This window comes from Anoxybacillus sp. UARK-01 (assembly GCF_002075365.1).
Classification (GTDB): domain Bacteria; phylum Bacillota; class Bacilli; order Bacillales; family Anoxybacillaceae; genus Anoxybacteroides; species Anoxybacteroides rupiense.
This window is the reverse complement of sequence record NZ_NASY01000047.1, coordinates 378,966-402,797: the sequence shown is the minus strand read 5'-3', so window position 1 is coordinate 402,797 and position 23,832 is coordinate 378,966. Positions and strand designations below refer to the sequence as shown.

Here is a 23,832-nt window from a genome sequence, read left to right as displayed (position 1 = left end):
ACCCCCGCTATTCAATAATATGCTCTAAGCCATACACAAGCGTTTGCAGCTTCATCACGGTTTCGATTGATAGCTTGACTCCAGACATAAATGACCCGCGATGAAACGAATCATGACGAATGATTAATGATTGTCCATTTCCGCCGAAAATGACTTCTTGATGCGCAATCAACCCCGGCAGGCGGACACTGTGAATCGGAATCCCGTCATAAGAGGCTCCTCTAGCACCTTTAAGCGTCTCTTTTTCATCAGGATGCCCTTGCTTTTTAGTTGGTCGCACCGCCGAAATAAGCTGTGCTGTTTTTACAGCTGTTCCAGACGGAGCATCAAGCTTTTGGTCATGGTGCAGCTCAATAATTTCAACATCAGTAAAATATTTGGCGGCCATTTGAGCAAACTTCATCATTAAAATGGCACCCACTGCAAAATTCGGTGCAATAATCGCGCCCATTTCTTTTTCTTCCGCCAGCTTTGTTAATTGCTCAATCTCTTCTTGACTAAACCCTGTCGTTCCCACTACGGGACGAACCCCATAGCGAAGCGCGATCTCAGTATGGCGCTTGCCCGTTTCCGGAGTCGTTAAATCAACTAAAACATCCGGCTTTGTCTCTTGAAAGCAGCGTTCAATATCCGTATACACTGGCGCATGAATGCCGTTAAAACCATCTACCTCTGCTAAGTCCTTTCCATCATGGATGCGGTCAATCACCGCCACAAGCTGAAAATTCTCCGCATGATGCACAAGCGCTACCGCTTCCCGTCCCATCCGTCCTCGCGGGCCTGCCACTGCTACTTTAATTGGATTATTCACTCTTTCTCTTCCTTTCTTGTCCATCTGTTTTGATCTCTTGTCTGAAACTTTTCCATCACCATATCATGCGCTTTTTCTAAATCAATTTGAAGGGAGTTCGCAAAGCAAATCAAGACAAATAATAAATCGCCAAGCTCCTCTTCAATCGTCTTTTCGGTTTCTGATTTTTTCTTTGGCTTTTCTCCATAATAATGGTTGATTTCTCTCGCTAATTCCCCTAATTCCTCAGTCAACCTAGCCAGCATGGCAAGCGGGCTGAAGTAGCCTTCTTTAAATTGGCCAATATAATCATCAACTTCCTTCTGCAATTGCTGGATCGTTTTTTCCGACATATCGTTGATTCCCACCTTTCATGCTTTCATGTTAGCTAAAAGCAGCCATTTTGACAAATATTTTTGCGTTTCGTTGCTCAAGTCCTCCTCTTCCACTATAATTTATAATTAATGACTGAGATCGCCGGCCTATCATTACTATGCGGAGGTGTCATATGGTTTTTGGACTGAAAATTAAAAATGTCTTATTTATTTTACTTGGCGCGGCTATTTTCGCATTTGGACTCGTTCATTTTAATATGCAAAATAATCTAGCGGAAGGAGGAGTAACAGGCATCACGCTTCTCCTTTATTTCTTGTTCGGCATCGATCCCTCCCTCACGAATTTGCTGCTGAACATCCCGCTTTTTTTTATCGGCTGGAAGCTGCTCGGACGCCATTCCTTTTTTTATACCATGATCGGGACCGTCAGCTTATCCTTATTTCTATGGATTTTTCAACATTATGCAATCAAGATGCCGCTAAAGCATGATTTAACGCTCGCAGCCTTGTTTGCCGGCGTTTTTGTCGGAATCGGGCTTGGGATCATCTTTCGCTATGGGGGAACAACCGGGGGGGTCGATATTATTGCAAGGCTTCTCTACAAATATCGCGGAATTAGCATGGGAAAAACCATGTTTGCTTTTGATGCGGTTGTCATTACATTGTCGCTTTTATACCTTTCATACCGCGAGGCCATGTACACGCTAGTTGCCGTCTTTATTGGCGCCCGCGTCATTGATTTTATGCAGGAAGGCGGTTATGCTGCAAAAGGAGCGACCATTATTTCTGAAAAGAGCGAAGAAATCGCTGCCAAAATTTTAACAGAAATGGAGCGTGGTGTAACCGTTTTAAAAGGACGCGGCTCCTATACCAAAAGAGAACGAGATGTGCTTTATTGCGTAGTAGCCAAAAATGAATTACCGCGCCTTAAAAATGTCATTATTTCCGTAGATCCCCATGCTTTTGTCGCCGTGACAGATGTGCATGATGTACTCGGTGAGGGATTTACCCTCGATGAAAATAAGCAGCCCATTCAAAACGATTAAGAGCAAAAGCATAAGGCCGGTCTGCCAAGCAAAAAGGCTGAGATTCGACCTCAGCCTTTTTTATTGTTCCTCATGTGAGCGAGCTTTTTGCTTTTCTCCACGATATTTGCGAAACCCGACATAGGTTAATGTCAATATAATCATTCCTCCCGTAGAAATCATCACCCATAATAAGGAAGAATCTGCTTCATCCTTTTTCATATGATTAAACAATGCCGCAAGATCTTGCCTCATTTGCGCAAGCTGCTCCTGCTGCTTGGTTTTGTCAAGGGCGTGAAAGCTCGGGCTTTGGAGCTGTTCAATGTCTTGATCTGCCTTTTTGGCCCAGGCAGGCTCCACATCAATTTTTACGCTTGGCTCGATGATTTCATATTGATGCAAAAATTGCTGTAGCACCGTTTGAAACTGCTGCTCATCCCCGCTCTCAATCGCTGTTTCAATTTCCTGAAATGCCCCCATAATCGAAGATTCCATTTCCGCCCAAAGCGGCTGATAATTGGAATGAACAGCATCGATTACAAGACGAAACTGCACCACTTGATCAATTCGGTCTTCCGCTGGCAATGTGGAAGCGGTAATGGCTTTTAACGCATTTTCATGCGTGATGGTGATGGCACGCCATTCATCCATCGATTTAAGGCGATCGCGTGCATTTAACTTTAAAAATTCATCAGAAAAATAATTCAACACGTCCTTCGCTTCTTCAAAACGCTTATTTTTAGCAAGCTGCAATGCCTGATCTGAAATTTTATCAAGCCTTTGCCATTCATCATGATGTGTAGCAAAGACAGCTGACGGAAATGCACAAAGGATCATAATGATCCATATGACTGCCATTCGCCTCATTCTTGTCCCTCCTCCGCTAACTACTACAATGTATGAGAGGCTGGACAAGGTTAGACCATTATTTGAGCGAAATTTGTAGACGACCTTCTTTTATTCCCAATACATAAGCAACGGCAATAGAAATCATGCTTAGCCAGAAAGTAAAATAGCCGATTTGCGGGATATACTGTTCAAGCATGCTGTAACGAGGCAGCATCTGAAACACATAATCGATCACATCATTATGCAGGGTCCATATAGCAGCAAAAGCTAAATGCCGCACCTTCATTCGATAGAATGGGGCATACAGCAAGCCTTGAATGGCCATTGCTCCGTGAGAGAAAATAAGCATCCATCCTTGCCATCCAAGCGTTCCAGTCACTTTCCAGACAAGAATGTTCATAACGACCGCCCAAATTCCGTACTTCAATAGAGTCACCATCGCCAGAGCTTCTAATAATGGCCAATTTCTTTTTAATATAAAAGCAAGCAAGACAAAAACAAAAAACAAACTAGCGGTAGGGCTGTCAGGGACAAATAATAAAAATCGGCTTGGTGTTTCCGCAAGCTGCGGTCCATACCATATATATCCGTAAATAGTTCCGGCAATGTTGATCACAAGCAGCAGCCAAAGAACAGAGGGAGCCGCAAGTAAAAGATACCACTGTATCATGTTCCACCTCCTTTCTTCTATAGCAAGCTTATATGTTATAGCCGACGAAAATTCTTTGATGATTAGAAACAAGCTAGCGGCTTGCCGCTGTCACGCTTTGGCGTGACCAAGCGCCAAACGGCTGGCCATTCCAGACAAGTTCATGTGCCTAGAAAGCGGTGTTATTCGGTCGTCCGACCGTCGAAATCGGTTATCATCCGCTCACTTTCGGATAAGTGTTGAACCATCAAATTGTATTTATTATATAGATGAAAGAAAAAAGCTGACTAATAGTAGCCAGCTTTTTTCCTGTCACTTTTAATCCTACTCTGCTTTCAATCCTGCAATAAATTCAGATAGCTTTTTCAATTCTTCATCTGTTCCTTTGAACACCCCAGGAGGCATGCCGCCTTTACCTTCTTTAGCAATTTTCGCAATTTCTTCTGGCTTTAGCCCTGTGCCGACAAGCGAAGGCGCTGCTGCTCCTCCGGAAAGGTTTTCACCGTGACAAGTTGTACATGTATTTGCTTGGGCAATTTTATATCCGTCCGCGTTTTTGTCGATTTCGACTTCAGCACGGATTTTCCCTTGTTCCGCAGCTTTTTTCCAGTCGTGAGTAACGACCGATTCCCAAGTAAGGAAAACCATTGCTGCAAGCGTTAACAACATCATGCCGACCGCAACTGGACGTTTCCATGGACGACGTTCCGGCCCGCGATCTAAAAATGGCGCAAGCAATAATGCTCCAAAGGCAAGACCCGGCATCACGATCGCACCAATGACCGTATAAGGACCTGAAGCATATGAGTATTTCAGCAATTGGTATAGAAACAAGAAATACCAGTCTGGAAGCGGAATATATGACGTATCTGTCGGGTCAGCGATCCGTTCCAGCGGAGATGGATGAGCAACCGTTAAACATAAAAAGCCAACTAAGAAGACAGCACCAACCATCCATTCCTTTAATAAGAAGTTCGGCCAAAACGCTTCTGTTTTTCCTGGATATTCCGAATAATCCTTCGGAATATTCGGTTTTCTCACAGCAGAAACACGCGAATCGCCGACGAATTTCATCCCTTTTCCGCGATGCATATCATGTTTCCCTCCTTTATCTTATAGATTCATCCATGAATCATATATTTTACAGTGGACCAGAGATTCCTTGTTTGCGAATCATCAAAAAGTGCACAGCCATTAATCCAAGCAATGCAGCTGGCAAGAAAAATACATGGATCGCAAAGAAACGTGTCAACGTTTGTGCACCGACAATTTCCGGATGACCCGCTAATAGCGTTTTCACTGCCGTACCAATAATCGGAGTAGCCTCAGCGATTTGCAAACCAACCTTTGTTGCAAATAGCGCTTTCATATCCCATGGAAGCAAGTATCCTGTAAAGCCTAGCCCCATCATGACCATAAAGATGAGCACGCCGACAATCCAGTTCAACTCACGAGGCTTTTTATAGGCCCCTTGGAAAAAGACGCGCAATGTATGTAAAAACATCATGACAATGACAAGACTTGCTCCCCAGTGATGCATTCCGCGCACAATTTGACCGAATGCTACTTCATTTTGTAAATAATACACGGACTCCCAAGCATTCTTAATATCTGGAACGTAGTACATGGTTAAAAACATTCCTGATAAGATTTGAATGACTGTAACAAAAAATGTGAGCCCTCCAAAACAATAAACGAATGCAGAAAAGTGATGGGCTGGGTTTACATGCTCTGGCACTTCATGGTCAGCGATATCTCGCCACAAAGGCGTAATATCTAACCGCTCGTCTACCCAGTCATAAATTTTATTTAACACGTATTACGCCTCCCCTCGTGGTTTCGCTTTACCTAAATACAACTTGCCATCCTTCACCTTGTACTCGTAACGGTCTAACGGATGCATTGGCGGCGTTCCAGGCACGTTTGTACCATCCTTTGTATAACGGCCATAGTGGCATGGACAGAAAAACTGATTTGGGTGCGACTTATCCCCATTCCAGTTAACGGTACAGCCAAGATGCTTACAGATCGGAGACAAGGCAATGATATTACCTTTTTCATCCTTGTACACCCATGCCGATTTTGGTTCTTCAGATTCATACCATGCGTCTTTCACCTTGACTTTAAAGTCGAAGCGCTGCGGCTCTGTTGTGATGTCTTTCACTTGCGCAACCGCTACCATCTCTTCTGCTGCTTCTTCCTTTAAAATCGGATCTAGCGCGAACCGCACCATTGGCATGAGAATACCAGCAGCCATAAATCCGCCCACTCCCGTTAATGTGTAGTTTAAAAACTGGCGTCTTGATACACGGTGTTTCTTTTCGCTCATCATTTTCCCCCCTCTATGTAAAATTAAGTCCATCCGGACAAAATCTTATAACACATATAAAACTAGGACATTCTAATGATAGCTCAAGATGGAGACAAGGTCAATAAGATCGTCAATGAAAACGCTCGCAAATCAACCGTATCCTCTACGTCCAATGAGAAATGAATGAGCTTAACAGCTTGGATGTTTGTTCGCGGACCATTTGCTGCTGATAGACCTCATCCATATGTTCAAGCGGAATAGAAGGCAAAACAAACAGCTTGCCGCCAAGTTCTGTTTCGTTCCACATCCGATCGCTTGTTAAATAAAAGACGTGAGCCATGCCGCTTTTCTTTAATTCATCTGTCCAAACGTTCAACCGTTTCACACATTCTTCCTTCGTTTCGGTTAAAAAGTATGTAAATGGCGGAAGCAAGAAGAGACGCCCCTTCAACTGCCGCTCCACTTCACTTGCAAGCAGCTGAACAAGTTCACCGCCGGCAACAGCCGTTTTCGTCGCATTGGATAAGGTAAGTTGGACAAGAGGAAGCAAAGCTGTATCAATATATTGCTTCTCTTTTTCATACATATCCACATCGCTTACTGTCCACTTCACGATTTTATTCTCCCCTCTTTTTGGTTATCCATTCCTCTTTATCAACATACCATACTTGCACAAAAAAGAAAAACCTTGCATCACACAAGGTTTACAGCTGTTTTAATTGGTCTGTCAATCGCTTGAACTCCAGTTCATCTTGACGATCCAGCGCTTCATCAATAAGCTTCATCAGCCGTTCTTTTTGAAAGTTATAAAGCGATTTTTCTAAAAATTGCTCTGCAAGTATTTGATCTTTTTCATTCACTTGTGTATATTTTGGGGCATACGGATTTTCTTCCAGCACGGCAACGTATTGCGGCGAATGAAATGAAGCTCGAAAATTAAGCTGGATGTAAATATCTTCTTCGCGGTTAAGGCGAATATCATGAAATGACTTTTCAGCATCTGTCGTCATGACGTTTTCTTTATAAAAGCGAAACGGAACATCGTCAACGCAATGAGTCGACATCACCATTCCCCGCGGGCAATATTGGGCATTTTCCACAAAATGCACTCTGCGCATCAGCTGGTCGTGACTCATTAAGTAGTTTAAAATCCATACACACTCGCGCCTTTTTAACTGGTAGTGGCTCAAAAACCAACGAATGAACTCCTTTTTTTCGTTCACCGATACTGTCATCCTACTCCTCCCCCTCTATTGTTTTCCAAGAAAGAGGTTTATGTTCACCCAAGCCCCTTACTCTTCGAGCTGCCATAACATGTGCAGCGCTTCCGTATGAACCGGATCAATCCGCACAATTTGTTCAAATACTTCTTTAGCACGTTCCCGATTTCCTTCTTCCAGAAGAAAATAACCGTATTCTTCAAGAAAATCAACGTCATTCTTAAAGAAAGTATATGCCTCTTGATAATGGTTTAATGCATCCGAATACATCTCAAGCTTATGTTTAGCACGGGCCAGCATCCATTCCATTTGCGGATCATATTCTCCCTGCGCCATCGCCTCTTCAATGCAAGCAAGCACCTCATCATAGCGCTCTTGATGCAGAAGCATATGCATCAAAGTAAGAAACGCTTCGATATATCCTGTATCGATTTCAATGGCCTTTCGGATATACGTTTCTGCCTCATTTTCCTTTCCAAGCTTTAAAGCAAGCTTACCGGCGTATAAAAACAGTTCTTTGTTCCATTCATCTATTTGCAACCCTTCCTTGGCCATTTCGTAGCCTTCGCTTATTTGGCCTTCCTGTTCATATGACTTAGCCAAATATAAGTAAAGAGGGACATAATCCTGATCAAGCTCTTTGAGCTGTGTTAGTTTCTCAATGGCAGTTTGATAATATTCGGCCTGAAAAGCGGTAAACCCGTAGCCAAACAATATATGGCTGTCCACTTTTTGCTGCAGAGCCTCCTCGTAATACGGCAAAGCCTGTTCGAATTCTCCGAGCAAGCTAAACGCCTCTGCTACTCGTTCCGAAATTAAAGTGCCTGCTACCGTTGTCTCCTGCTCAAGGATTTTCCGGTAAAAATGAATGCTCTGCTGATAGTTCCCATTGGCAAAATACAGCTCAGCAAGTGCGAATTGAATAATAGGCTCATCCGGCAGTTTCTCATATGCTTTTTTGAGCTTCTGCTCGCTAACTTCCTCAAGCCCCTGCATTTGATAAAGATCGGCTGCCAGCAAGCATGCTCTCGGAAACAGAGGATCCTGCTCGTCCACATCTGCCAATATTTCTAGCGCCTTCTCTTCTTCATCCAGTTCCATATAGATTTCCGCTAAAAACAGCTGTATTTCACCGTCTTCTGGATAACGGAACGAAAGCTCTTCCGCTATTTCGCAAGCCTCATCGACCATTCCCCACGAAAACAGCTGCTCTGCCAGCATATATTTTTCTTCATCCGTTGCTTCAGCTTTTACTTTCGGGACAAGCGCCAGCGCCTTTTCCACCTCTCCGCCTTCCACAAGCTGAAGAATTTGTTCCATCTGCTTCATAACCGACACTTCCTTACTACAAACTTAAAAATCGGCTGCAAACATTCCCGGTACACGAATCGTTCGCTCTTTTCCAAATCCCGGATAAAAAAACAAGTGATTGCCCGCTCTCACGATTCTTCCATTATGAACCGTAATCATCGGAATATGTTTATCATAATCGACAATCGCCGTTTCGGCAACTGAATCGCTCAGCAATGTGCGAGCATACAGATTATAATCTACTTCGCCACCAATACGCACATCTCCTTTGTGCGGATAAACGCCGATTTTTTTCAACACATCCAATGATAAAGGGGTACGTTCTTGCAGTGCAAACGGAATAAACGGAATGCGATAAGAAGATAGGAGCTCCTTCCAACGCATTTGTAGACGCTTGGTCGCGTCTTGGGTGATCCAATAAGGAACAAGTGTTACCGGATACGATACAAACGCTTCGTACATCCAACTCCATGGGGCTTCTTCCAAGCGCTCCTCTCCCTGCAACTCAACAAACAAAACAGGAACTTTCCATCGCTTGCACGCTCTGATGAAGGAAGGGGTTAACAGACGAAAAGGAATTTTGGCGCCGATGAAATAATCAATGGGGCTGTTTAGCAAACTTTGCCGCAGCTTTTGCAACGCATTGGGAAGTTGTTGCTCATATAAAACATCGCATACAGCCAGCAGTGATGTACATCCTTTAGAAAGGAAATGCTGCTGCATATATTCCTTAAATTCCGGAAAAGAACGTGGCGTTTGAAAGGAGAAATCAAGCATAATATATCCAGGTGTCAATAAAAATTCGTTCACTGGCATGCGGATCCATCGATAAGCCTTTGTCTGTTGGCTTATGTAATCAATGCGGTTTCCATCAACCACAATGGAACAGCGCTGTAACTGCCCATTTTTTATCATATTCGCTTGATCAATAATATATGGCACGGTTTCATTCCTCCCACACTTGTCCTTATGACAAGCTATGAGAGAATCGAACCGCGTATGAATATTTTTTCAAAGAAGAGACAATCCATGCGTGAATGGATCAAACATTAGCAAAATCGTAAAAAATCATGGACACAATTCTGTATGATCTATGAAAAAACCAATTGATCAACGCGGATGGAAGACAAAATGAACAACGTCAGAAAAATCAGCGGTTGAAGGCCAGCCATACGAATGCGGACAAAGACCGAGAATATATAATGCTTCTCGGCGACTCTCTTTATGATCAGCGGATTCCTCTCTATCGATTGATTTCAATCATAGGCTCTGTGCCGTATGATATCAAGTGAACCACCTCCACTCCGTTAAGAGGTGGGAAACTTCTCGGTGGATGATGTGAAAAGAGGATGACACCGTCAAGGAAGTTTTGCTCTCTTGCGGTTCATCCCCTTCTTCTTATTTTGACTAGCAAAGCACCTGCAAATGCTCAAAAAACGTCGGGTAAGATACAGCGATTGCTTCCGAGCGCTTGAGCGACACCGTGCCTTCCGTAATGCAAGCAGCGATCGCCAGCATCATGCCAATTCGATGGTCTCCATAGCTGTCGACAATAGCTTCTTTCGCCTTCAATGCTGTTTTTCCATAAATTCGCATTCCATCTTCTGTCGCTTCAATTTCAGCGCCTAACTTGCGCAATTCCGACACAACCGTATCGATCCGGTTCGTTTCTTTCACTTTTAGCTCGCTTGCATCCTTAATGACAGTTGTTCCTTCTGCTTGAGTAGCCAACAGAGCAATAATCGGTATTTCATCGATTAAACGCGGAATAAGCGCTCCGCCAATTTCCACCGCTTTTAATTTAGAGGTTCGAATGGTAATGTCGCCAAGCGGCTCCGTTTCTGCATTGCGAATGTTTTCAATGGTTAAATCCGCCCCCATTTGCTGCAGCACATCGATCATTCCTGTTCGAGTTGGATTCAATCCGACATTTTTCAGAACGATTTCGCTGTTGGGCACAATCGCGCCCGCGACTAAGAAAAAGGCGGCTGACGAGATATCGCCGGGAACATAAATATCCGCTCCTCGCAGCTGTTGTTTTCCAGTCACAGAAACGCTGAGCCCATTCGTTATCACTTCACCGCCAAATAATCGCACCATTCGTTCTGTATGATCACGCGACTTGATCGGCTCTGTTACTGTTGTCGTACCATCAGCCATGAGCCCCGCCAATAAAATGGCCGACTTTACTTGGGCGCTGGCAACCGGAGAAGTATAGTGAATCGGCTGTAAACTTCCGCCGCGAATGGAAATAGGCGTATAATTCCCGCCATCTCTTCCATCGATACGGGCCCCCATCATGCGGAGCGGTTCTGTCACTCTTTTCATCGGACGTTTCGCAATGGATTCATCGCCAATAAGGCAAGCATGAAAGGAGCAGCCCGCTAAAATACCAAGCAACAGTCGTGTTGTCGTTCCTGAATTTCCGACATTTAAAATTTCCTGCGGCTCCAACAACCCCGCTATTCCATTTCCTTTTACCACCACATCCGTCCCATTTTGTGCAATATCGACTCCCATTTTGCGAAAACAATCAATCGTACTTAAACAATCCTCACCTGTTAAAAAATGAGCAATCGTCGTTGTGCCGCGAGCAATCGCTCCAAGCATAACCGCTCGATGAGAGATGGATTTGTCCCCAGGAACTTCAATGGTTCCCCGCAAGGACTGAACATTGGTTCTTAATGCTTGCATGTTGTTCCTCCTCATCCTTCATATGTTTCATAATTCGTGTGCGCACGGATGCATTGTTTTGCCTTTTCGCGATCCATTTCGCTTTGAAAGCTGAGACGGAGCACACCGTAAATTTCTTTCCTCGTTTCAATAATGCGGATGTTGGTGATACTAATCTTTTCTTGTGCTAGATATCCAGTAATCTCAGAAATAACCCCTGGATAGTCAGGAACATCTACATATAAATCATAAAAAGACGGTATTGCCCCTTTCGTCCTTACAGGCAATCCATCACGAAATTGTTTGGCTTCTAAAAAATAGCGATAGATTTCCTCGCTTTTTTCCTTCTCGACAAGCGAGCGGATCCTATGCATCTCAGCAAGCCATCGATCAAACAACGATAGCAGTTCAGTTTTGTTATGTATCAGAATATCGCGCCACATTTCCGGGTTGCTTGAAGCGATGCGCGTAATATCGCGAAAACCTCCAGCCGCCAGCCTGCTGACAAGCTCGTCTTCGCTCTCATATTGCTGGGCCTGATGGACAAGGCTCGCGGCAATAATATGCGGAAAATGGCTGATCACTCCCGTAATCCGATCATGGTCGTTTGGCGATAGAATGACAAAGTTCGCTTTCGTTCCTTTCAACCATTGCTTCAATCGCTCCACTTCACTCATCGGCACCGCCTCTGTCGGCGTTAAAATATAAAACGCATTTTCAAACAAATGCGCTTTTGCCGCTACTACACCGCTTTTATGGGACCCTGCCATCGGGTGTCCGCCAATAAACATCACACCTTGGTCCAGCAACGCCTTCGCCTGCTCGATAATCCGCTGCTTCGTGCTGCCAACATCCGTTACAAGCACAGATGGACGCAAACGGTATGTCAGCATATCGGTTAAAATTTTTTCAGTCTGCATCACTGGCGTTGCTAAAATAATGACATCAGCCCGGCTCATCCCTTCTTCAACAGAAGCAGCCGCTTCATCAATGACTGCCAGTGTGCGAGCCATCCTTATTTCATCTTCATTGATATCAAATCCGACAATCGTTGCCTCAGGATGCTCCTTTTTAATGGCAAGCGCCATCGAACCTCCAATGAGCCCAAGGCCGACGACAAAGACCGTTCCTTTCAACAAATTCACCTTCTTCTTTTACATATGCCCGCTGCGCAACTAGGCAGCGGGCTTTTGTCAAACGAGTTGCGTTTCTTTCAACATTTGTCCAAGCACTTGGAAAAGCTTTTGATTTTGTTCCTCCGACCCGATGGTAATCCGCACGGAAGTCGGAAATCCGAGCGCATTTCCAGAGCGCACAATCATTCCTTTTTCTAATAAGTATTGAAATACACGATTCCCCTCTATTCCGAAATCAATCAAAATGAAATTCGTTTCGGAAGGGTAATAAGATAGACGATGTTCCTGACAGAAACGATAAAACTTTTCCAGCTCTTGTTTATTTTTAGAAACACATTGCTGGATAAATGTCTGGTCACTAAGAGCAGCCAGCGCTGCCGCTTGGGCAACACTCGATGTATTAAACGGCTCGCGGGCCGGTTCAACCTGCTGAATCAACGCTTCGTTTGCTACACCGTAGCCAATGCGCAAGCTCGCTAATCCATAAGCTTTCGAAAACGTGCGCAAAATCATTAAATTGTGATATTCATTTAACAGCGGTACGGTTTCTGGATAGTCTTCCGCCGTGACATATTCATAGTATGCTTCATCTAATACGACAAGCACATGCTTTGGAACTTGTTGTAAAAAGGCGGATAGCTGCTGCTCATCGACATACGTGCCCGTTGGGTTATTCGGATTGCATACCCAAACAATGCGCGTCTGTTCATCAATCGCAGCAAGCATGGACGACAAGTCATGACATCCATCCACAAGCGGAATTTCACGAATTTCTGCTCCTTCAATTACAGCGTTATGGCGATATTGCGGAAAAGTTGGAGCAGCCATCACTGTGTTCGTCTCCGCTGACAGAAAAGCACGGCAAAGAATTTGGATTACTTCATCTGAACCATTGCCAAAAAGAAGCTGCGTTTCTTTCACTCCGAGATGCCGTGCTACTTCTTCCCGGAGAATGCGGGCGTAACCGTCTGGATACAGCTCAAGCTGATCCAAAACCTCGACAATCGCCTTTTTAACAGTTGGAGAACTGCCATATGGATTTTCATTCGAGGCCAGCTTGATGACATCCGTTAGTCCATATTGCTGCTTTACTTCCTCCATCGATTTACCTGGCTGATAAGGGGGCAGCCCTTGCAATTGATTTTTAATTTTCATCTTCTCACCCCATTGCAAATTTTGGCTGATTTAAGGAGTGCAGCGTTTTCCCAACGGCGCCGTCAGCATTTGAGCGTACCGCTGAAATTCATTGAGCGCTTCCTGTTTTGTCTCTTCATGCAACAGCCGATCCCCGAGCTGTTCCATTTTTTGGACAAGCGCGCTGCCAATGATGATACCATCGCTATAGTTTTTCAGCATGCTCACCTGCTCGCTTGTTGAAATTCCGAAGCCGACCGCTACCGGAACCCGGCTGTATTGCTTCACTTCCATTAAAAATGATTCCAATTCATCAGGCAGCGTATCTCGTACACCGGTTACCCCAAGCGACGAAACACAATACAAAAAGCCTTGTGCGCTGGAAGCAATTTTCTCGATTCGCTGTTTGGATGTTGGCGCTACTAACGAAATGCAGGCGACACCAGCCTCTGCGCTCAGCTTGCGAATCGATTCGCTTTCTTCAAATGGCAAATCAGGAATTAAGACGCCGTCGACTCCATTTTCCTTCACTAAAGTAAAAAAGAATTCTTCTCCTAATTGTAACACAGGATTGTAATAGGTAAAGAGAATAATAGGAATTTTCACACCTTTTTTTCGCAGCACCGGCACGAGTTCAATCGCTTTTGGTAAGTTCATTTTGTGCTTCAGCGCTCTTGATGTTGCCCGCTGAATGATGGGACCGTCTGCGAGCGGATCAGAATAAGGAACTCCCAGCTCCAATATATCGGCACCAGCTTCTTGAAGAGCAAGCGCTAGCTCCACTGTTATATCTGGATGCGGATCCCCGGCCATAATGAATGGAATAAACATCGTTTTAGTCGTTAGAGATAGCTGCAATGTCAGCTCCCCCTTTCTCTCTATTCATAATGGCTTGCACATCTTTATCGCCCCGTCCTGACAAGCATACGAGCACCGCGCTGTCCTTCGGAAGGTGTGGCACGAGTTTAAACGTATGAGCAAGAGCATGAGCAGATTCGATCGCTGGAATGATTCCTTCCTCTCTGGCAAGCAGCTGGAAGGCATGGAGCGCTTCCTCATCTGTGACACTCTCGTATTGCACACGCCCAATGCTTGCTAAGTAAGCATGTTCTGGACCGACTCCAGGATAGTCAAGGCCAGCTGAAATGGAGTAAGGTTCCAGTATTTGTCCGTATTCATCTTGCAACAAATAGGTGAGTGAACCATGAATCACTCCTTTGGTGCCTTTTGTTATTGTCGCGGCATGGTAAGGGGTGTTCGTGCCTTTTCCTGCTGCTTCCACACCAATAAGCGCAACCTCGTCGTCTAAAAACGGATAAAACGTGCCAATCGCATTGCTTCCTCCGCCTACACACGCCACGACGACTTCTGGAAGCTTTCCTTCACGCTCTAAAAATTGCTGTTTAGCTTCATCGCCGATAATGCGCTGGAATTCACGTACCATTTTTGGATAAGGATGCGGTCCGACAACCGAACCGATCATGTAAAAATGATCGTCACAATGCTGAACCCAGTAGCGGATGGCCTCATTGGTCGCGTCTTTCAATGTTCGATTTCCGCTAAAAACAGGCACGACTTCCGCTCCTAAGAGTTTCATGCGAAACACATTTAACTCTTGCCGTTTGATATCTTCTTCGCCCATAAATACGATGCATTCCATGCCAAAGCGTGCGGCGACAGTGGCCGCAGCGACTCCGTGCTGTCCCGCTCCAGTTTCAGCAATCAGTTTCTTTTTGCCCATTCGCTTTGCTAAAAGCGCCTGTCCGATCGCATTGTTAATTTTATGAGCACCGGTATGGTTTAAGTCCTCACGTTTCAAATACATTTTCGCTCCATTGAATTTTTCAGTAAGGTTCTTAACAAATGTGAGCGATGTCGGCCGCCCTGAATATTCTTGCAAAATATCCATATATTCCGTTCGAAACGTTGGATCCGCCATGGCTTTCTCAAACTCTCTCTCTATTTCTTCAAGCGGGAGCATTAACGTTTCGGGAACAAACTTGCCGCCAAATTCCCCAAATCTCCCATTTTCATTTGGTCCCTTGTACATCATGCTTCACCCTCTTTTCAATCTCCATCATTTTCCGCGCACTTTTTTTACCGTTTTCTTCGATACCACTGCTTATATCCACACCATGGGGGCGATAAGAAAGCAGTTGGGCCACATTATCTGGCGTTATGCCGCCTGCAATGAAACACGGGACTCCCTGGCGATTCGCTTCTTCCAAATAAAAGGGGATTGCTTCCCAGTTAAACGATAGGCCTGTTCCGCCCCACGCTCCTTTCACTCGACTGTCAACAATATAGCCGTCAGCAACTGTTGCATATTGTCTCATTTTACTCAACGCCTCTTCGCTATGATGAATCGCTTTCCAAACAGGCAAATCCGTTGCCGCTTTGATCTTTGCTATCTGCTCCACCGTTTCCGTGCCATGACATTGAATCACAGAAAGAGGAAGCAGATCTGTGACTGCATAAATGTCCTCTGCTGAACTGTTTACAAACACCCCAACCAGCTGCTTCTTCCCTAAATCCACCATCTTTAACCATGTTTTCGCTTCATGCGCATCGACCTTTCGCTTGCTTTCGGCAAAAATAATCCCAAGATAATCCGCGCAGCTCTTGATCCCTTTTTGCAGATCGGAAAGGGACTGATGCCCGCAATATTTAAGAAGGACGGACATCGCTTCTAACCTCCTTGTATAGCTCGTCAACAGCCTGCATCACATCGTCTTGTCTCATTAACGATTCACCTACTAACACTGCATGTGCGCCGTATGCGCGTACCCGCTGTAAATCATAGGCATTCGCAATGCCGCTTTCACTGACTACCACGCATGATGGAGGCACATGCGGGAGCAAATTCTTTGTTGCGTCTAAAGAGGTCGTAAATGTCTGCAAATCTCGATTATTAATGCCCACTATTTCTGGAGTAAATTGTTCTAAAATGGCTTCCAGCGTTTGGCGGCTATGCACTTCGACTAAGCATTCCAAGCCTTTTTCATATGCCTCTTCATAGAGCTCATGCAGTTTTTTTGGTGAAAGTGCTTCTCCAATTAATAAAATGGCATCGGCACCGATTCTTGCACTCTCTTCAATTTGCAGCCGATCAATGATAAAATCTTTACGCAACACAGGAAGACGGACCGTCTCTTTAATCTCGATTAAATATCGGTAATGACCTTGGAAATAAGTTTGATCCGTCAAAACAGAAATGGCATCCACTCCCGCTTGTTCATACGCTTTGGCAATCTCAACAGGCTGGAAATTGGGCCGGATAATCCCTTTGGATGGAGACGCTTTTTTCACCTCAGCAATCATCCCTATGGATCGCTTCGCATTTTTAAGTGCTGTACACAGCGAAAAGCGTGGAAAATGATAGCGAGGCGGTAATTCTATTCGTTCGATCTCATTTTGCTTTGTAGCAAGAATTTGTTTAAGCATAATTTTCCACCTCCCTCGTTTGTAAACGATGCAATTGTGCAAGCGCCCGCTGCGTTCTGATTGCTTCTTTTGCCAGTTTGACCCCCTCATGAATCGTACTGGCTTTTTGGGCAATATAAAGCGCGACACCTGCATTCAGACAAACAATATTCTCAGCGCTCTCATTCGCTGTTCCTGCCATCACCGTCCGCAAAAGCGCTGCGCTCTGCGAAGCGTTATAGACTTGAATATCTTCGAGCCTTCCGCGAGGCAGTCCGCACTCCTCAGGAGTCACGACAAAGCGGCGAATGCTTCCATCCTTTAGTTCAACGATATCTGTTTCAGTGGTGATGCTGCATTCATCCAATCCATCTCGGCCAGTTACCAGCACAACATGAGAGGAACCGAGCCGTTTCAGTGTTTCCGCCAATTTTTCAGCATATGCTGTTGAATATACGCCAATCACTTGTCGCTTGCATCCAGCAGGGTTGGCAAGCGGTCCAAGCAGATTAAATGCGGTGCGAAAGCCGATTTCTTTACGTGGAACTGCTGCATGCTTCATCGCCGCATGGTAAAAGGGGGCAAAGAGAAAGGCGAGCCCTTTTGTTTTTAGCGCTGCTTTCGCTTCCTGCGGTGTTCCTTGAATATGAATGCCAAGCTGTTCCAAGACGTCAGCGCTGCCGCTCGTCGATGATACAGCTCGATTGCCATGTTTGGCCACCTTAACCCCAAGGGAGGAAACGATAATGGCCGCTGCTGTAGAAATGTTAAATGTCCGTTTTTCATCTCCCCCTGTGCCGCATGTATCAATGACTTCCTCATCATACTCAATGCGGAGCATTTGACTGCGCATGCCACGCGCTAATCCTGTTAATTCATCGACCGTTTCACCACGCAAGCGCAAAATCGATAAAAAGCTGGCAATCTGACTTTCTGTTGCCTCACCTGACATAATGGCAATCATGGCATCATACGCTTCTTGTTCACTTAGCGAATATCCCTCAATACATTTGGCTAATAGTTGTTTAAGCATATAAACGCCCCCTTTTTGTGAACACCTTTTCTGCCAGCTCGATGGATTTTACTAGCGCACTTGCTTTATTATGGGTTTCCTTCCACTCCCGTTCGGGGATGGAGTCAGCCACGACACCGGCGCCAGTCTGCACATAAGCATAACCGTCTTTCACCATCGCCGTGCGAATGGCAATGCAAGAATCGATGTTGCCATCAAAGCCGATATAAGCAATTGTTCCGGCGTATATGTGGCGCGCCGTTGGTTCCAATTCATTTAAAATTTGCATGGCCCGGACCTTTGGGGCCCCGCTTACTGTTCCAGCAGGAAATGACGCCAGCAAGGCATCAATAGAATGAACTCCGTCTTTTAGCTCCCCTGTTACTTTCGAAATCAGATGCATAACATGAGAAAATTTACCGATCTCCATCAGCACAGGCGTCTTCACTGTTCCATATTTCGCCACTTTTCCAATATCATTTCTTGCTAAATCTACCAGCATATAATGCTCTGCCTGTTCCTTCGGGTCGTTCAATAATTCAAGCGCTAACGCTTCGTCCTCTTCTTTCGACCTTCCTCGCCGGCGCGTTCCGGCAATCGGATGGATTTCAATTTGGCGCTGTTGCACTTGGACTAGCTTTTCTGGCGAGCTTCCCACAATTTCTTCTTCATCTGTTTGAATATAAAACATATATGGCGACGGATTGATTTTTCTGAGCATGCGATATAATTGAAATCCAGTGATGCGAACGGGAATCGTAAAACGCTGCGACAGCACAGCTTGGAAAATGTCCCCCGCTTCAATGTAGCGTTGGATCGCTTCGACATCCCGCATAAACGAAGCTCGATCATATGTTGACGATAGTTGTTTAAAAGAAATGCGCTGCAGTTCTTCATCATCAAAAAGCGGTAAAATTGGCCGATGAATTCCAGATGTTGCCTTTTTCATCAACGCTTCTATGCTTCTCAATCCTTCTTCATACTTTTTTTGTTTTTCTCGCTCATGATCGTCCTCGTGCAGACGAACATAATGAATCAATACAACTTCACGCTTTATGTGGTCGAATACAATCAGTGATTGACAAATTACAAAATAAGCCATTTTCATTGCAAGATCGCGTTGGGAATGCAACGGCACTTTTTCAATCGTTGAAATAAAATCATAGCTTAAATAACCAACGGCCCCTCCGACAAACGGGATATCCGTTTCAATCGGCTTTACTCGCAGCTTCTTTTCCACATGCAAAAACGCTTCTTTTAATGTGAGGGTTGTAGCGATTTTCCCATGCTCATCAACAACGAAAAATGATTGGCCTGTTTCGCTCTGAATTTTCAAAAAAGGGTCAATCCCAATGAATGAATATCGCGACCATGGCGATTGTTCATCCTTGCTCTCCAGTAAAAAATGGGCCTCATCTTTTAAATTTTCAAAGAGCTGCAATGGTTCCAGTACATCAGCAAAAAAACGGCGCACAATCGGAATCGTGCGAAATTCAGCGGAATCTTCCAAAAAAGTGGTTAATGTGCAGTTTTTCATTTTTCTCTCCTCCGTTTACTCGGATGGAGAATGAGGGTTTATGAGGCATAAAATGAGGAAAACCCAAAGACGTGGCGTCTTTGGGTAGAATCATCCCATACATGCACTCACCTCAGCTAAACTCGCTCATTCTCATCTACCCTATTACTCGTCTCACTCACTTCATTTACTACCATTCATGCTTTGTTACTCGCGGCAAAAAATGCCGTCACACTTCATCTTCTCCACTCTTCTAGTCAACATAGCAGAAGTGCGCTTCTGCTTTTTCCTATAATATTACAAGTCTGTTTTTTTTGTCAATGATAAATCTGGTCGAAGCTGGACCGCGTTGCGCAGATAAATATGAATGACCTCATCTTGCGCTTTAGCTGTTTGTGCGGTCATCATAATCCGAATACAGCTCGGCAAAGAGCCGGGAACCGGGATTTCTCTTGTACACATGACTGGCACATACGTCCAGCCCTCAATTCGGCGCAGCGCTTGAGCAGGAAATGCAGCCGTTAAATCCTCGGTAACTGAGATCAGCACAGATACTACATCGCTTGCTTTTATCCCGTTTGCTTGAATCATATGCCGTAGCAACTCTTCAGTAGCATCCACAATTTCTTCGGCATCATTACTCGTGACGGTTGTCGCTCCTCGAATTCCTCTAATCATCAGCTTTCTCCCCACTTTGCCAAAATTCATTTAAAAGCGATAACGCCTGTTTATCATCCATTTCCTCTACGCATACATGTCCAATCTCTCGCAAAAGCACCATGCGGATTTTTCCCGACTTCGCTTTTTTATCTCCCTTCATTTTTTGCAGCAATCGTTCCGGATCAAGCTGCTTCGGCGGAACAACAGGGAAGCCGTACGATTCAAACCATTTGGCGAAATGATGGTCAACAAATGATAAGCGATATGTGCGCTCGCTGACAAAAATCGCAAATAGCATTCCGAGCGCTACTGCATCTCCATGTGTCATCACACCATATCCTAGCTCGCTTTCCAGCGCATGGGCCAGCGTATGGCCGAAATTGAGATGAGCACGAACTCCTGTTTCTCGTTCATCCTCAGACACGATACGCGCCTTTACTTCGATTCCTTTTCGAATACAATGCTGCAATTTTTCCCCTTTAACATCAGCAAGGCTATGAATGTTCATTTTGAGCCAGTTGTAAAACCCCGGATCGCCAATTAGAGCGTGTTTCACAACTTCAGCAAATCCAGAGCGCAGTTCGCGCTCCGGCAATGATTGTAAAAGTTTCACATCATACACAACCGCTTCTGGTTGATAAAAAGCACCGATCATATTTTTTCCAAGTGGATGATTAATCGCTACTTTCCCTCCGACGGCACTATCATGGGCGAGCAATGTGGTCGGCATTTGAATATAAGGAATCCCACGCATAAATGTTGCAGCCACAAAGCCAGCCAGATCGCCAACAACCCCGCCGCCAAACGCAATGATAAGTGAATGGCGATCCAAACCATACGTCAGTGCTGCCGTTTGGCAAGCATAATAATGTTCAAATGATTTAGCGGCTTCTCCGCTCGGAATCACGTGTGTGTAAACATCATAGCGGCGGCTGAGCGGCTCGACAAGCTGGGACAAATAGAGAGCTTTCAGTGTTTCGTCTGTAACAACCATTATCTTTGTCCCGTGCGGAAAGCCGAGCTCTTCAAGCCATTGCGGCAATAATTCAAGCATTCCTTCCCCTAAACAAAGCGGGTACTGTTTAGTCGCTGTTTGTATAGCTATCTGCTCCATCATTAAAACTCCCTTGCATATCGGCGCATCTGTTCCATATTCGCTTTAATTAAATCCATTCGATCTTGGCCAAATTGGTCAACAATGGCCGCGGCAATTTCCCAAGCGACCACTGCCTCAGCAACAACGCTGGCGGCTGGAACCGCGCAACTGTCTGAACGCTCAATGCTGGCGGCAAACGGCTCTTTTGTTTCAATATCGACACTTTCAAGCGGTTTATATAAAGTCGGAATCGGCTTCATCACTCCGCGCACCACAATCGGCATCCCCGTTGTCATTCCGCCTTCAAAACCGCCAGCGCGGTTGGTGCGGCGGCGAAATCCTACTTCCCTATCCCAAGTAATTTCATCATGCACGGCGCTTCCCGGAAGCCGGGCGGCTTCAAAGCCGATACCGATTTCAACTCCTTTAAAGGCATTGATGCTAACCATCGCCGCCGCAATTTTGGCATCAAGCTTTCGATCATAATGAACATAGCTGCCAACCCCTGCTGGGACTCCTTCTACGATCACTTCAACAATTCCGCCGACGGAGTCACCGTTCGCCTTCGCTTGGTCAATCGCTTCCATCATTTTTACGGCAGCCTCTTCGTCAAAGCAACGAACAGGAGATTGTTCCGTAACGCTTTGCAGTTGCTCAAGCGACTCATAAGCAGGAGACTGTGCCCGCACACCGCCGATCTCCAGAACATGACCAGCTACTTGAATTCCAAGCTCCGCTAAAATCCGTTTCGCTACCGCTCCAGCGGCTACACGCGCGGTCGTTTCCCGCGCAGATGAGCGTTCCAACACATTCCGCATATCACGATGGCCATATTTGATGGCACCATTTAAATCCGCATGCCCCGGACGCGGTCTCGTCACTTTCCGTTTAACCTCTTCTGTTTCAAGCGGTTCGATGGACATAATATTTGTCCAATGCTTCCAATCCCTGTTTTCGACGACAAGCGTAATTGGTGAGCCAAGCGTTTTGCCATGACGCACGCCGCTTAAAATTTTCACTTCGTCTTTTTCGATTTGCATCCGTCTGCCGCGTCCATATCCTTTTTGTCTTCTCGCTAACTCTTCATCAATGTGCTCCTTTAGAAGCGGAAGACCTGCTGGGACTCCTTCTAAAACTGCCGTAAGCTGTGGACCATGTGATTCCCCTGCTGTTATGTATCTCATTTTCTAGTTCTCTCTCCCTTCAACTCTTTAACGCGTTTATGTAAAAATATATCATAATTTCACAAAATGAAAAGCCCCTATAAAAAAAGAACTCATCAATGACGATGAATCCTTTCGATTTTCAGTCTATTTTCCGATAAAAAAACGTGTCTTCCGTCTCAAATCCATAAGAGAATGGATTGAAAATTTGCTCCGTGCTTCCAACGAAAAAAATACCGCCTGGACGCAGCGCTTGGCTAAATTTATGGTACAGACTGTGCTTCGCTTCTTCGGTAAAATAAATAAGGACGTTTCGGCAGACGATCAAATCGTAGTTCGTATCGAACGGATCCGCAAGTAAGTTATGCTTTTTAAACGTGACCGCGTTTTTTACATTTTCGTCTATTTTATAATACATTCCTTCTTTTGTAAAAAACTTTTTTTTCATATCCTCTGGCACTTCCTGCAACGAACGTTCTGCATAAATCCCTAGCTTGGCACGGCGAATGGCATTGTCGTCAATGTCCGTTGCCAAGACAGATAATTGTGAAAGCGGTAAAAGCTTGGATAAAATCATCACGAGCGTATAGGGCTCTTCTCCTGTCGAGCAAGCTGCGCTCCATATTTTTAAACGACGGTTTCGCTCGAGTAGCTTAGGCAAAATTTTTTTCTCAAGCACTTCCCATCGTTTAGCATTCCGATAAAACTCCGACACATTGATCGTCATGCGATCAAGAAACTCGTGAAAAAGCGCTTGGTCTGCCTCTATTGCTTTAAAAAATTCTTGAAAGCTTTTAAATCCTCTCTTCTCATAGAGAGAGGTCAGTCTTCTTTTCATTTGCGCTTCTTTATATTGGGACAAATCAATTCCCGTTTTTTTTCTAACACTTATCACAAATTGCTGGTAATCGTCCATTTGTGCTTCTCCTCTTCCTCATTACCGTGTGTTACGTATAAGAAAAGCGACTGGCCCTTTCTTGGAGCCAATCGCTTGCTATATTAATACACCCATTCATGGATCAACTTTGAATAGTTGACAAGCTCTTCTTTTTGGAAAAATAAGTTGATCTCGCGCTCGGCACTCGCTGGCGAATCCGATCCATGAATCACATTTTTGCCGACCGTTAAGCCGAAATCGCCTCGAATGGTGCCAGGAGCCGCTTCTTGAGGGTTTGTTTTGCCCATCATTTGACGCGCTGTTGCAATGACATTTTCTCCTTCCCATACCATGGCAAATACAGGACCGGATGTAATAAAGTCGACTAACTCTCCAAAAAATGGACGCTCTTTATGCTCCGCATAGTGCTGCTCCGCCAATTCCCGGGAAACTTGCATCAGCTTTGCGCCAACCAACTGAAATCCCTTTTTTTCAAAGCGAGATACGATCTCGCCGATTAAATTACGTTGAACCCCATCAGGCTTGACCATTAAAAATGTTCTTTCCATTGTTTATACGCCACCCCTAAAAAAGTTATGTACTAGGAAAAGGATTCCCACAAAAATAGTAACATTGTTTCTCTTAATTAGCA

The 23,832-nt window shown here is 44.9% G+C and carries 26 protein-coding genes; 1 reads left to right on the top strand and 25 read right to left on the bottom strand.

What is annotated here, in order from left to right; all coding sequences use genetic code 11:
- Window positions 1-7 precede the first annotated feature (7 nt).
- Window positions 8-835, bottom strand: a complete 828-nt coding sequence (dapB, locus tag B6A27_RS14225; protein ID WP_080862413.1) for a 4-hydroxy-tetrahydrodipicolinate reductase — start codon at window positions 833-835, stop codon at window positions 8-10.
- The gene (locus B6A27_RS14220) at window positions 808-1,143 is read right to left on the bottom strand and encodes a nucleotide pyrophosphohydrolase (protein ID WP_080862412.1); all 336 of its coding nucleotides are present in this window, start codon (window positions 1,141-1,143) and stop codon (window positions 808-810) included. Before B6A27_RS14220 ends, dapB begins: the two co-directional genes overlap by 28 nt.
- A gap of 155 nt (window positions 1,144-1,298) precedes the next feature.
- Here B6A27_RS14220 and B6A27_RS14215 point away from each other — a divergent pair, with 155 nt between their 5' ends.
- Window positions 1,299-2,171, top strand: coding sequence for a YitT family protein (locus B6A27_RS14215; RefSeq protein WP_044742275.1), 873 nt, complete (start codon window positions 1,299-1,301; stop codon window positions 2,169-2,171).
- A 60-nt stretch (window positions 2,172-2,231) separates the two neighbouring features.
- Here B6A27_RS14215 and ypjB read toward each other — a convergent pair whose 3' ends face one another.
- From ypjB to ndk, 23 genes are all read right to left on the bottom strand, one after another.
- Entirely contained in the window at window positions 2,232-3,017 is a 786-nt protein-coding gene (gene ypjB, locus B6A27_RS14210) for a sporulation protein YpjB (protein WP_080862411.1), read from the bottom strand.
- Between the two features lie 58 nt (window positions 3,018-3,075).
- On the bottom strand, window positions 3,076-3,669 hold the full coding sequence (gene lhaT, locus B6A27_RS14205) for a lipoprotein heptaprenylglyceryl N-acetyltransferase LhaT (RefSeq protein ID WP_044742273.1): 594 nt from the start codon (window positions 3,667-3,669) through the stop codon (window positions 3,076-3,078).
- A 303-nt stretch (window positions 3,670-3,972) separates the two neighbouring features.
- Entirely contained in the window at window positions 3,973-4,740 is a 768-nt protein-coding gene (locus B6A27_RS14200; RefSeq protein WP_066145419.1) for a menaquinol-cytochrome c reductase cytochrome b/c subunit, read from the bottom strand.
- Window positions 4,741-4,789: 49 nt separating this feature from the next.
- Window positions 4,790-5,464, bottom strand: coding sequence for a menaquinol-cytochrome c reductase cytochrome b subunit (qcrB, locus tag B6A27_RS14195; RefSeq protein WP_066145421.1), 675 nt, complete (start codon window positions 5,462-5,464; stop codon window positions 4,790-4,792).
- Between the two features lie 3 nt (window positions 5,465-5,467).
- On the bottom strand, window positions 5,468-5,977 hold the full coding sequence (locus tag B6A27_RS14190) for a Rieske (2Fe-2S) protein (protein WP_066145423.1): 510 nt from the start codon (window positions 5,975-5,977) through the stop codon (window positions 5,468-5,470).
- Between the two features lie 145 nt (window positions 5,978-6,122).
- Window positions 6,123-6,572 carry a YpiF family protein gene (locus tag B6A27_RS14185; RefSeq protein WP_066145425.1) on the bottom strand — a complete coding sequence of 150 codons (450 nt, stop codon included), beginning with the start codon at window positions 6,570-6,572 and terminating at the stop codon, window positions 6,123-6,125.
- 91 nt (window positions 6,573-6,663) lie between these two features.
- Window positions 6,664-7,194: a ReoY family proteolytic degradation factor gene (locus tag B6A27_RS14180; RefSeq protein ID WP_080862410.1), complete on the bottom strand. Its 531-nt coding sequence runs from the start codon at window positions 7,192-7,194 to the stop codon at window positions 6,664-6,666.
- Between the two features lie 57 nt (window positions 7,195-7,251).
- Entirely contained in the window at window positions 7,252-8,508 is a 1,257-nt protein-coding gene (locus B6A27_RS14175) for a tetratricopeptide repeat protein (RefSeq protein WP_080862409.1), read from the bottom strand.
- Between the two features lie 24 nt (window positions 8,509-8,532).
- Window positions 8,533-9,432 carry a hypothetical protein gene (locus B6A27_RS14170; RefSeq protein ID WP_080862408.1) on the bottom strand — a complete coding sequence of 300 codons (900 nt, stop codon included), beginning with the start codon at window positions 9,430-9,432 and terminating at the stop codon, window positions 8,533-8,535.
- A 465-nt stretch (window positions 9,433-9,897) separates the two neighbouring features.
- Window positions 9,898-11,184, bottom strand: coding sequence for a 3-phosphoshikimate 1-carboxyvinyltransferase (gene aroA, locus B6A27_RS14160; RefSeq protein WP_080862406.1), 1,287 nt, complete (start codon window positions 11,182-11,184; stop codon window positions 9,898-9,900).
- An 11-nt stretch (window positions 11,185-11,195) separates the two neighbouring features.
- Window positions 11,196-12,299 carry a prephenate dehydrogenase gene (locus tag B6A27_RS14155; protein ID WP_044742263.1) on the bottom strand — a complete coding sequence of 368 codons (1,104 nt, stop codon included), beginning with the start codon at window positions 12,297-12,299 and terminating at the stop codon, window positions 11,196-11,198.
- Window positions 12,300-12,356: 57 nt separating this feature from the next.
- The gene (hisC, locus tag B6A27_RS14150) at window positions 12,357-13,454 is read right to left on the bottom strand and encodes a histidinol-phosphate transaminase (protein WP_066145436.1); all 1,098 of its coding nucleotides are present in this window, start codon (window positions 13,452-13,454) and stop codon (window positions 12,357-12,359) included.
- Window positions 13,455-13,484: 30 nt separating this feature from the next.
- The gene (trpA, locus tag B6A27_RS14145; RefSeq protein WP_080862491.1) at window positions 13,485-14,264 is read right to left on the bottom strand and encodes a tryptophan synthase subunit alpha; all 780 of its coding nucleotides are present in this window, start codon (window positions 14,262-14,264) and stop codon (window positions 13,485-13,487) included.
- Between the two features lie 4 nt (window positions 14,265-14,268).
- Window positions 14,269-15,483 (bottom strand): tryptophan synthase subunit beta, encoded by a 1,215-nt coding sequence (trpB, locus tag B6A27_RS14140; protein ID WP_080862492.1) that lies wholly within the window; start codon window positions 15,481-15,483, stop codon window positions 14,269-14,271.
- Window positions 15,464-16,117: a phosphoribosylanthranilate isomerase gene (locus B6A27_RS14135; RefSeq protein ID WP_080862405.1), complete on the bottom strand. Its 654-nt coding sequence runs from the start codon at window positions 16,115-16,117 to the stop codon at window positions 15,464-15,466. Before B6A27_RS14135 ends, trpB begins: the two co-directional genes overlap by 20 nt.
- The gene (gene trpC / locus B6A27_RS14130) at window positions 16,101-16,877 is read right to left on the bottom strand and encodes an indole-3-glycerol phosphate synthase TrpC (protein ID WP_080862404.1); all 777 of its coding nucleotides are present in this window, start codon (window positions 16,875-16,877) and stop codon (window positions 16,101-16,103) included. Before trpC ends, B6A27_RS14135 begins: the two co-directional genes overlap by 17 nt.
- Window positions 16,870-17,889, bottom strand: a complete 1,020-nt coding sequence (gene trpD / locus B6A27_RS14125; protein ID WP_080862403.1) for an anthranilate phosphoribosyltransferase — start codon at window positions 17,887-17,889, stop codon at window positions 16,870-16,872. Before trpD ends, trpC begins: the two co-directional genes overlap by 8 nt.
- The gene (trpE, locus tag B6A27_RS14120; protein ID WP_066145447.1) at window positions 17,882-19,405 is read right to left on the bottom strand and encodes an anthranilate synthase component I; all 1,524 of its coding nucleotides are present in this window, start codon (window positions 19,403-19,405) and stop codon (window positions 17,882-17,884) included. Before trpE ends, trpD begins: the two co-directional genes overlap by 8 nt.
- A 276-nt stretch (window positions 19,406-19,681) precedes the next feature.
- Entirely contained in the window at window positions 19,682-20,062 is a 381-nt protein-coding gene (aroH, locus tag B6A27_RS14115; protein WP_080862402.1) for a chorismate mutase, read from the bottom strand.
- The gene (gene aroB, locus B6A27_RS14110; protein ID WP_080862401.1) at window positions 20,055-21,161 is read right to left on the bottom strand and encodes a 3-dehydroquinate synthase; all 1,107 of its coding nucleotides are present in this window, start codon (window positions 21,159-21,161) and stop codon (window positions 20,055-20,057) included. The genes aroH and aroB overlap by 8 nt, the downstream gene beginning before the upstream one ends.
- The gene (gene aroC / locus B6A27_RS14105) at window positions 21,161-22,324 is read right to left on the bottom strand and encodes a chorismate synthase (protein ID WP_080862400.1); all 1,164 of its coding nucleotides are present in this window, start codon (window positions 22,322-22,324) and stop codon (window positions 21,161-21,163) included. Before aroC ends, aroB begins: the two co-directional genes overlap by 1 nt.
- Window positions 22,325-22,445: 121 nt before the next feature.
- On the bottom strand, window positions 22,446-23,219 hold the full coding sequence (locus B6A27_RS14100; RefSeq protein WP_080862399.1) for a CheR family methyltransferase: 774 nt from the start codon (window positions 23,217-23,219) through the stop codon (window positions 22,446-22,448).
- Window positions 23,220-23,302: 83 nt separating this feature from the next.
- Window positions 23,303-23,749, bottom strand: a complete 447-nt coding sequence (gene ndk / locus B6A27_RS14095) for a nucleoside-diphosphate kinase (RefSeq protein ID WP_044742253.1) — start codon at window positions 23,747-23,749, stop codon at window positions 23,303-23,305.
- Between the last annotated feature and the right edge of the window lie 83 nt (window positions 23,750-23,832).

Bases quoted from the DNA above. Each gene is read 5' to 3' on its own strand.
- dapB (WP_080862413.1), bottom strand. From the start codon at position 835: ATGGACAAGAAAGGAAGAGAAAGAGTGAATAATCCAATTAAAGTAGCA.
- B6A27_RS14220 (WP_080862412.1), bottom strand. From the start codon at position 1,143: ATGTCGGAAAAAACGATCCAGCAATTGCAGAAGGAAGTTGATGATTAT.
- B6A27_RS14215 (WP_044742275.1), top strand. From the start codon at position 1,299: ATGGTTTTTGGACTGAAAATTAAAAATGTCTTATTTATTTTACTTGGC.
- ypjB (WP_080862411.1), bottom strand. From the start codon at position 3,017: ATGAGGCGAATGGCAGTCATATGGATCATTATGATCCTTTGTGCATTT.
- lhaT (WP_044742273.1), bottom strand. From the start codon at position 3,669: ATGATACAGTGGTATCTTTTACTTGCGGCTCCCTCTGTTCTTTGGCTG.
- B6A27_RS14200 (WP_066145419.1), bottom strand. From the start codon at position 4,740: ATGCATCGCGGAAAAGGGATGAAATTCGTCGGCGATTCGCGTGTTTCT.
- B6A27_RS14190 (WP_066145423.1), bottom strand. From the start codon at position 5,977: ATGAGCGAAAAGAAACACCGTGTATCAAGACGCCAGTTTTTAAACTAC.
- B6A27_RS14180 (WP_080862410.1), bottom strand. From the start codon at position 7,194: ATGACAGTATCGGTGAACGAAAAAAAGGAGTTCATTCGTTGGTTTTTG.
- B6A27_RS14175 (WP_080862409.1), bottom strand. From the start codon at position 8,508: ATGAAGCAGATGGAACAAATTCTTCAGCTTGTGGAAGGCGGAGAGGTG.
- aroA (WP_080862406.1), bottom strand. From the start codon at position 11,184: ATGCAAGCATTAAGAACCAATGTTCAGTCCTTGCGGGGAACCATTGAA.
- hisC (WP_066145436.1), bottom strand. From the start codon at position 13,454: ATGAAAATTAAAAATCAATTGCAAGGGCTGCCCCCTTATCAGCCAGGT.
- trpA (WP_080862491.1), bottom strand. From the start codon at position 14,264: ATGTTTATTCCATTCATTATGGCCGGGGATCCGCATCCAGATATAACA.
- trpB (WP_080862492.1), bottom strand. From the start codon at position 15,483: ATGTACAAGGGACCAAATGAAAATGGGAGATTTGGGGAATTTGGCGGC.
- B6A27_RS14135 (WP_080862405.1), bottom strand. From the start codon at position 16,117: ATGTCCGTCCTTCTTAAATATTGCGGGCATCAGTCCCTTTCCGATCTG.
- trpC (WP_080862404.1), bottom strand. From the start codon at position 16,877: ATGCTTAAACAAATTCTTGCTACAAAGCAAAATGAGATCGAACGAATA.
- trpD (WP_080862403.1), bottom strand. From the start codon at position 17,889: ATGCTTAAACAACTATTAGCCAAATGTATTGAGGGATATTCGCTAAGT.
- trpE (WP_066145447.1), bottom strand. From the start codon at position 19,405: ATGAAAAACTGCACATTAACCACTTTTTTGGAAGATTCCGCTGAATTT.
- aroH (WP_080862402.1), bottom strand. From the start codon at position 20,062: ATGATTAGAGGAATTCGAGGAGCGACAACCGTCACGAGTAATGATGCC.
- aroB (WP_080862401.1), bottom strand. From the start codon at position 21,161: ATGATGGAGCAGATAGCTATACAAACAGCGACTAAACAGTACCCGCTT.
- aroC (WP_080862400.1), bottom strand. From the start codon at position 22,324: ATGAGATACATAACAGCAGGGGAATCACATGGTCCACAGCTTACGGCA.
- B6A27_RS14100 (WP_080862399.1), bottom strand. From the start codon at position 23,219: ATGGACGATTACCAGCAATTTGTGATAAGTGTTAGAAAAAAAACGGGA.
- ndk (WP_044742253.1), bottom strand. From the start codon at position 23,749: ATGGAAAGAACATTTTTAATGGTCAAGCCTGATGGGGTTCAACGTAAT.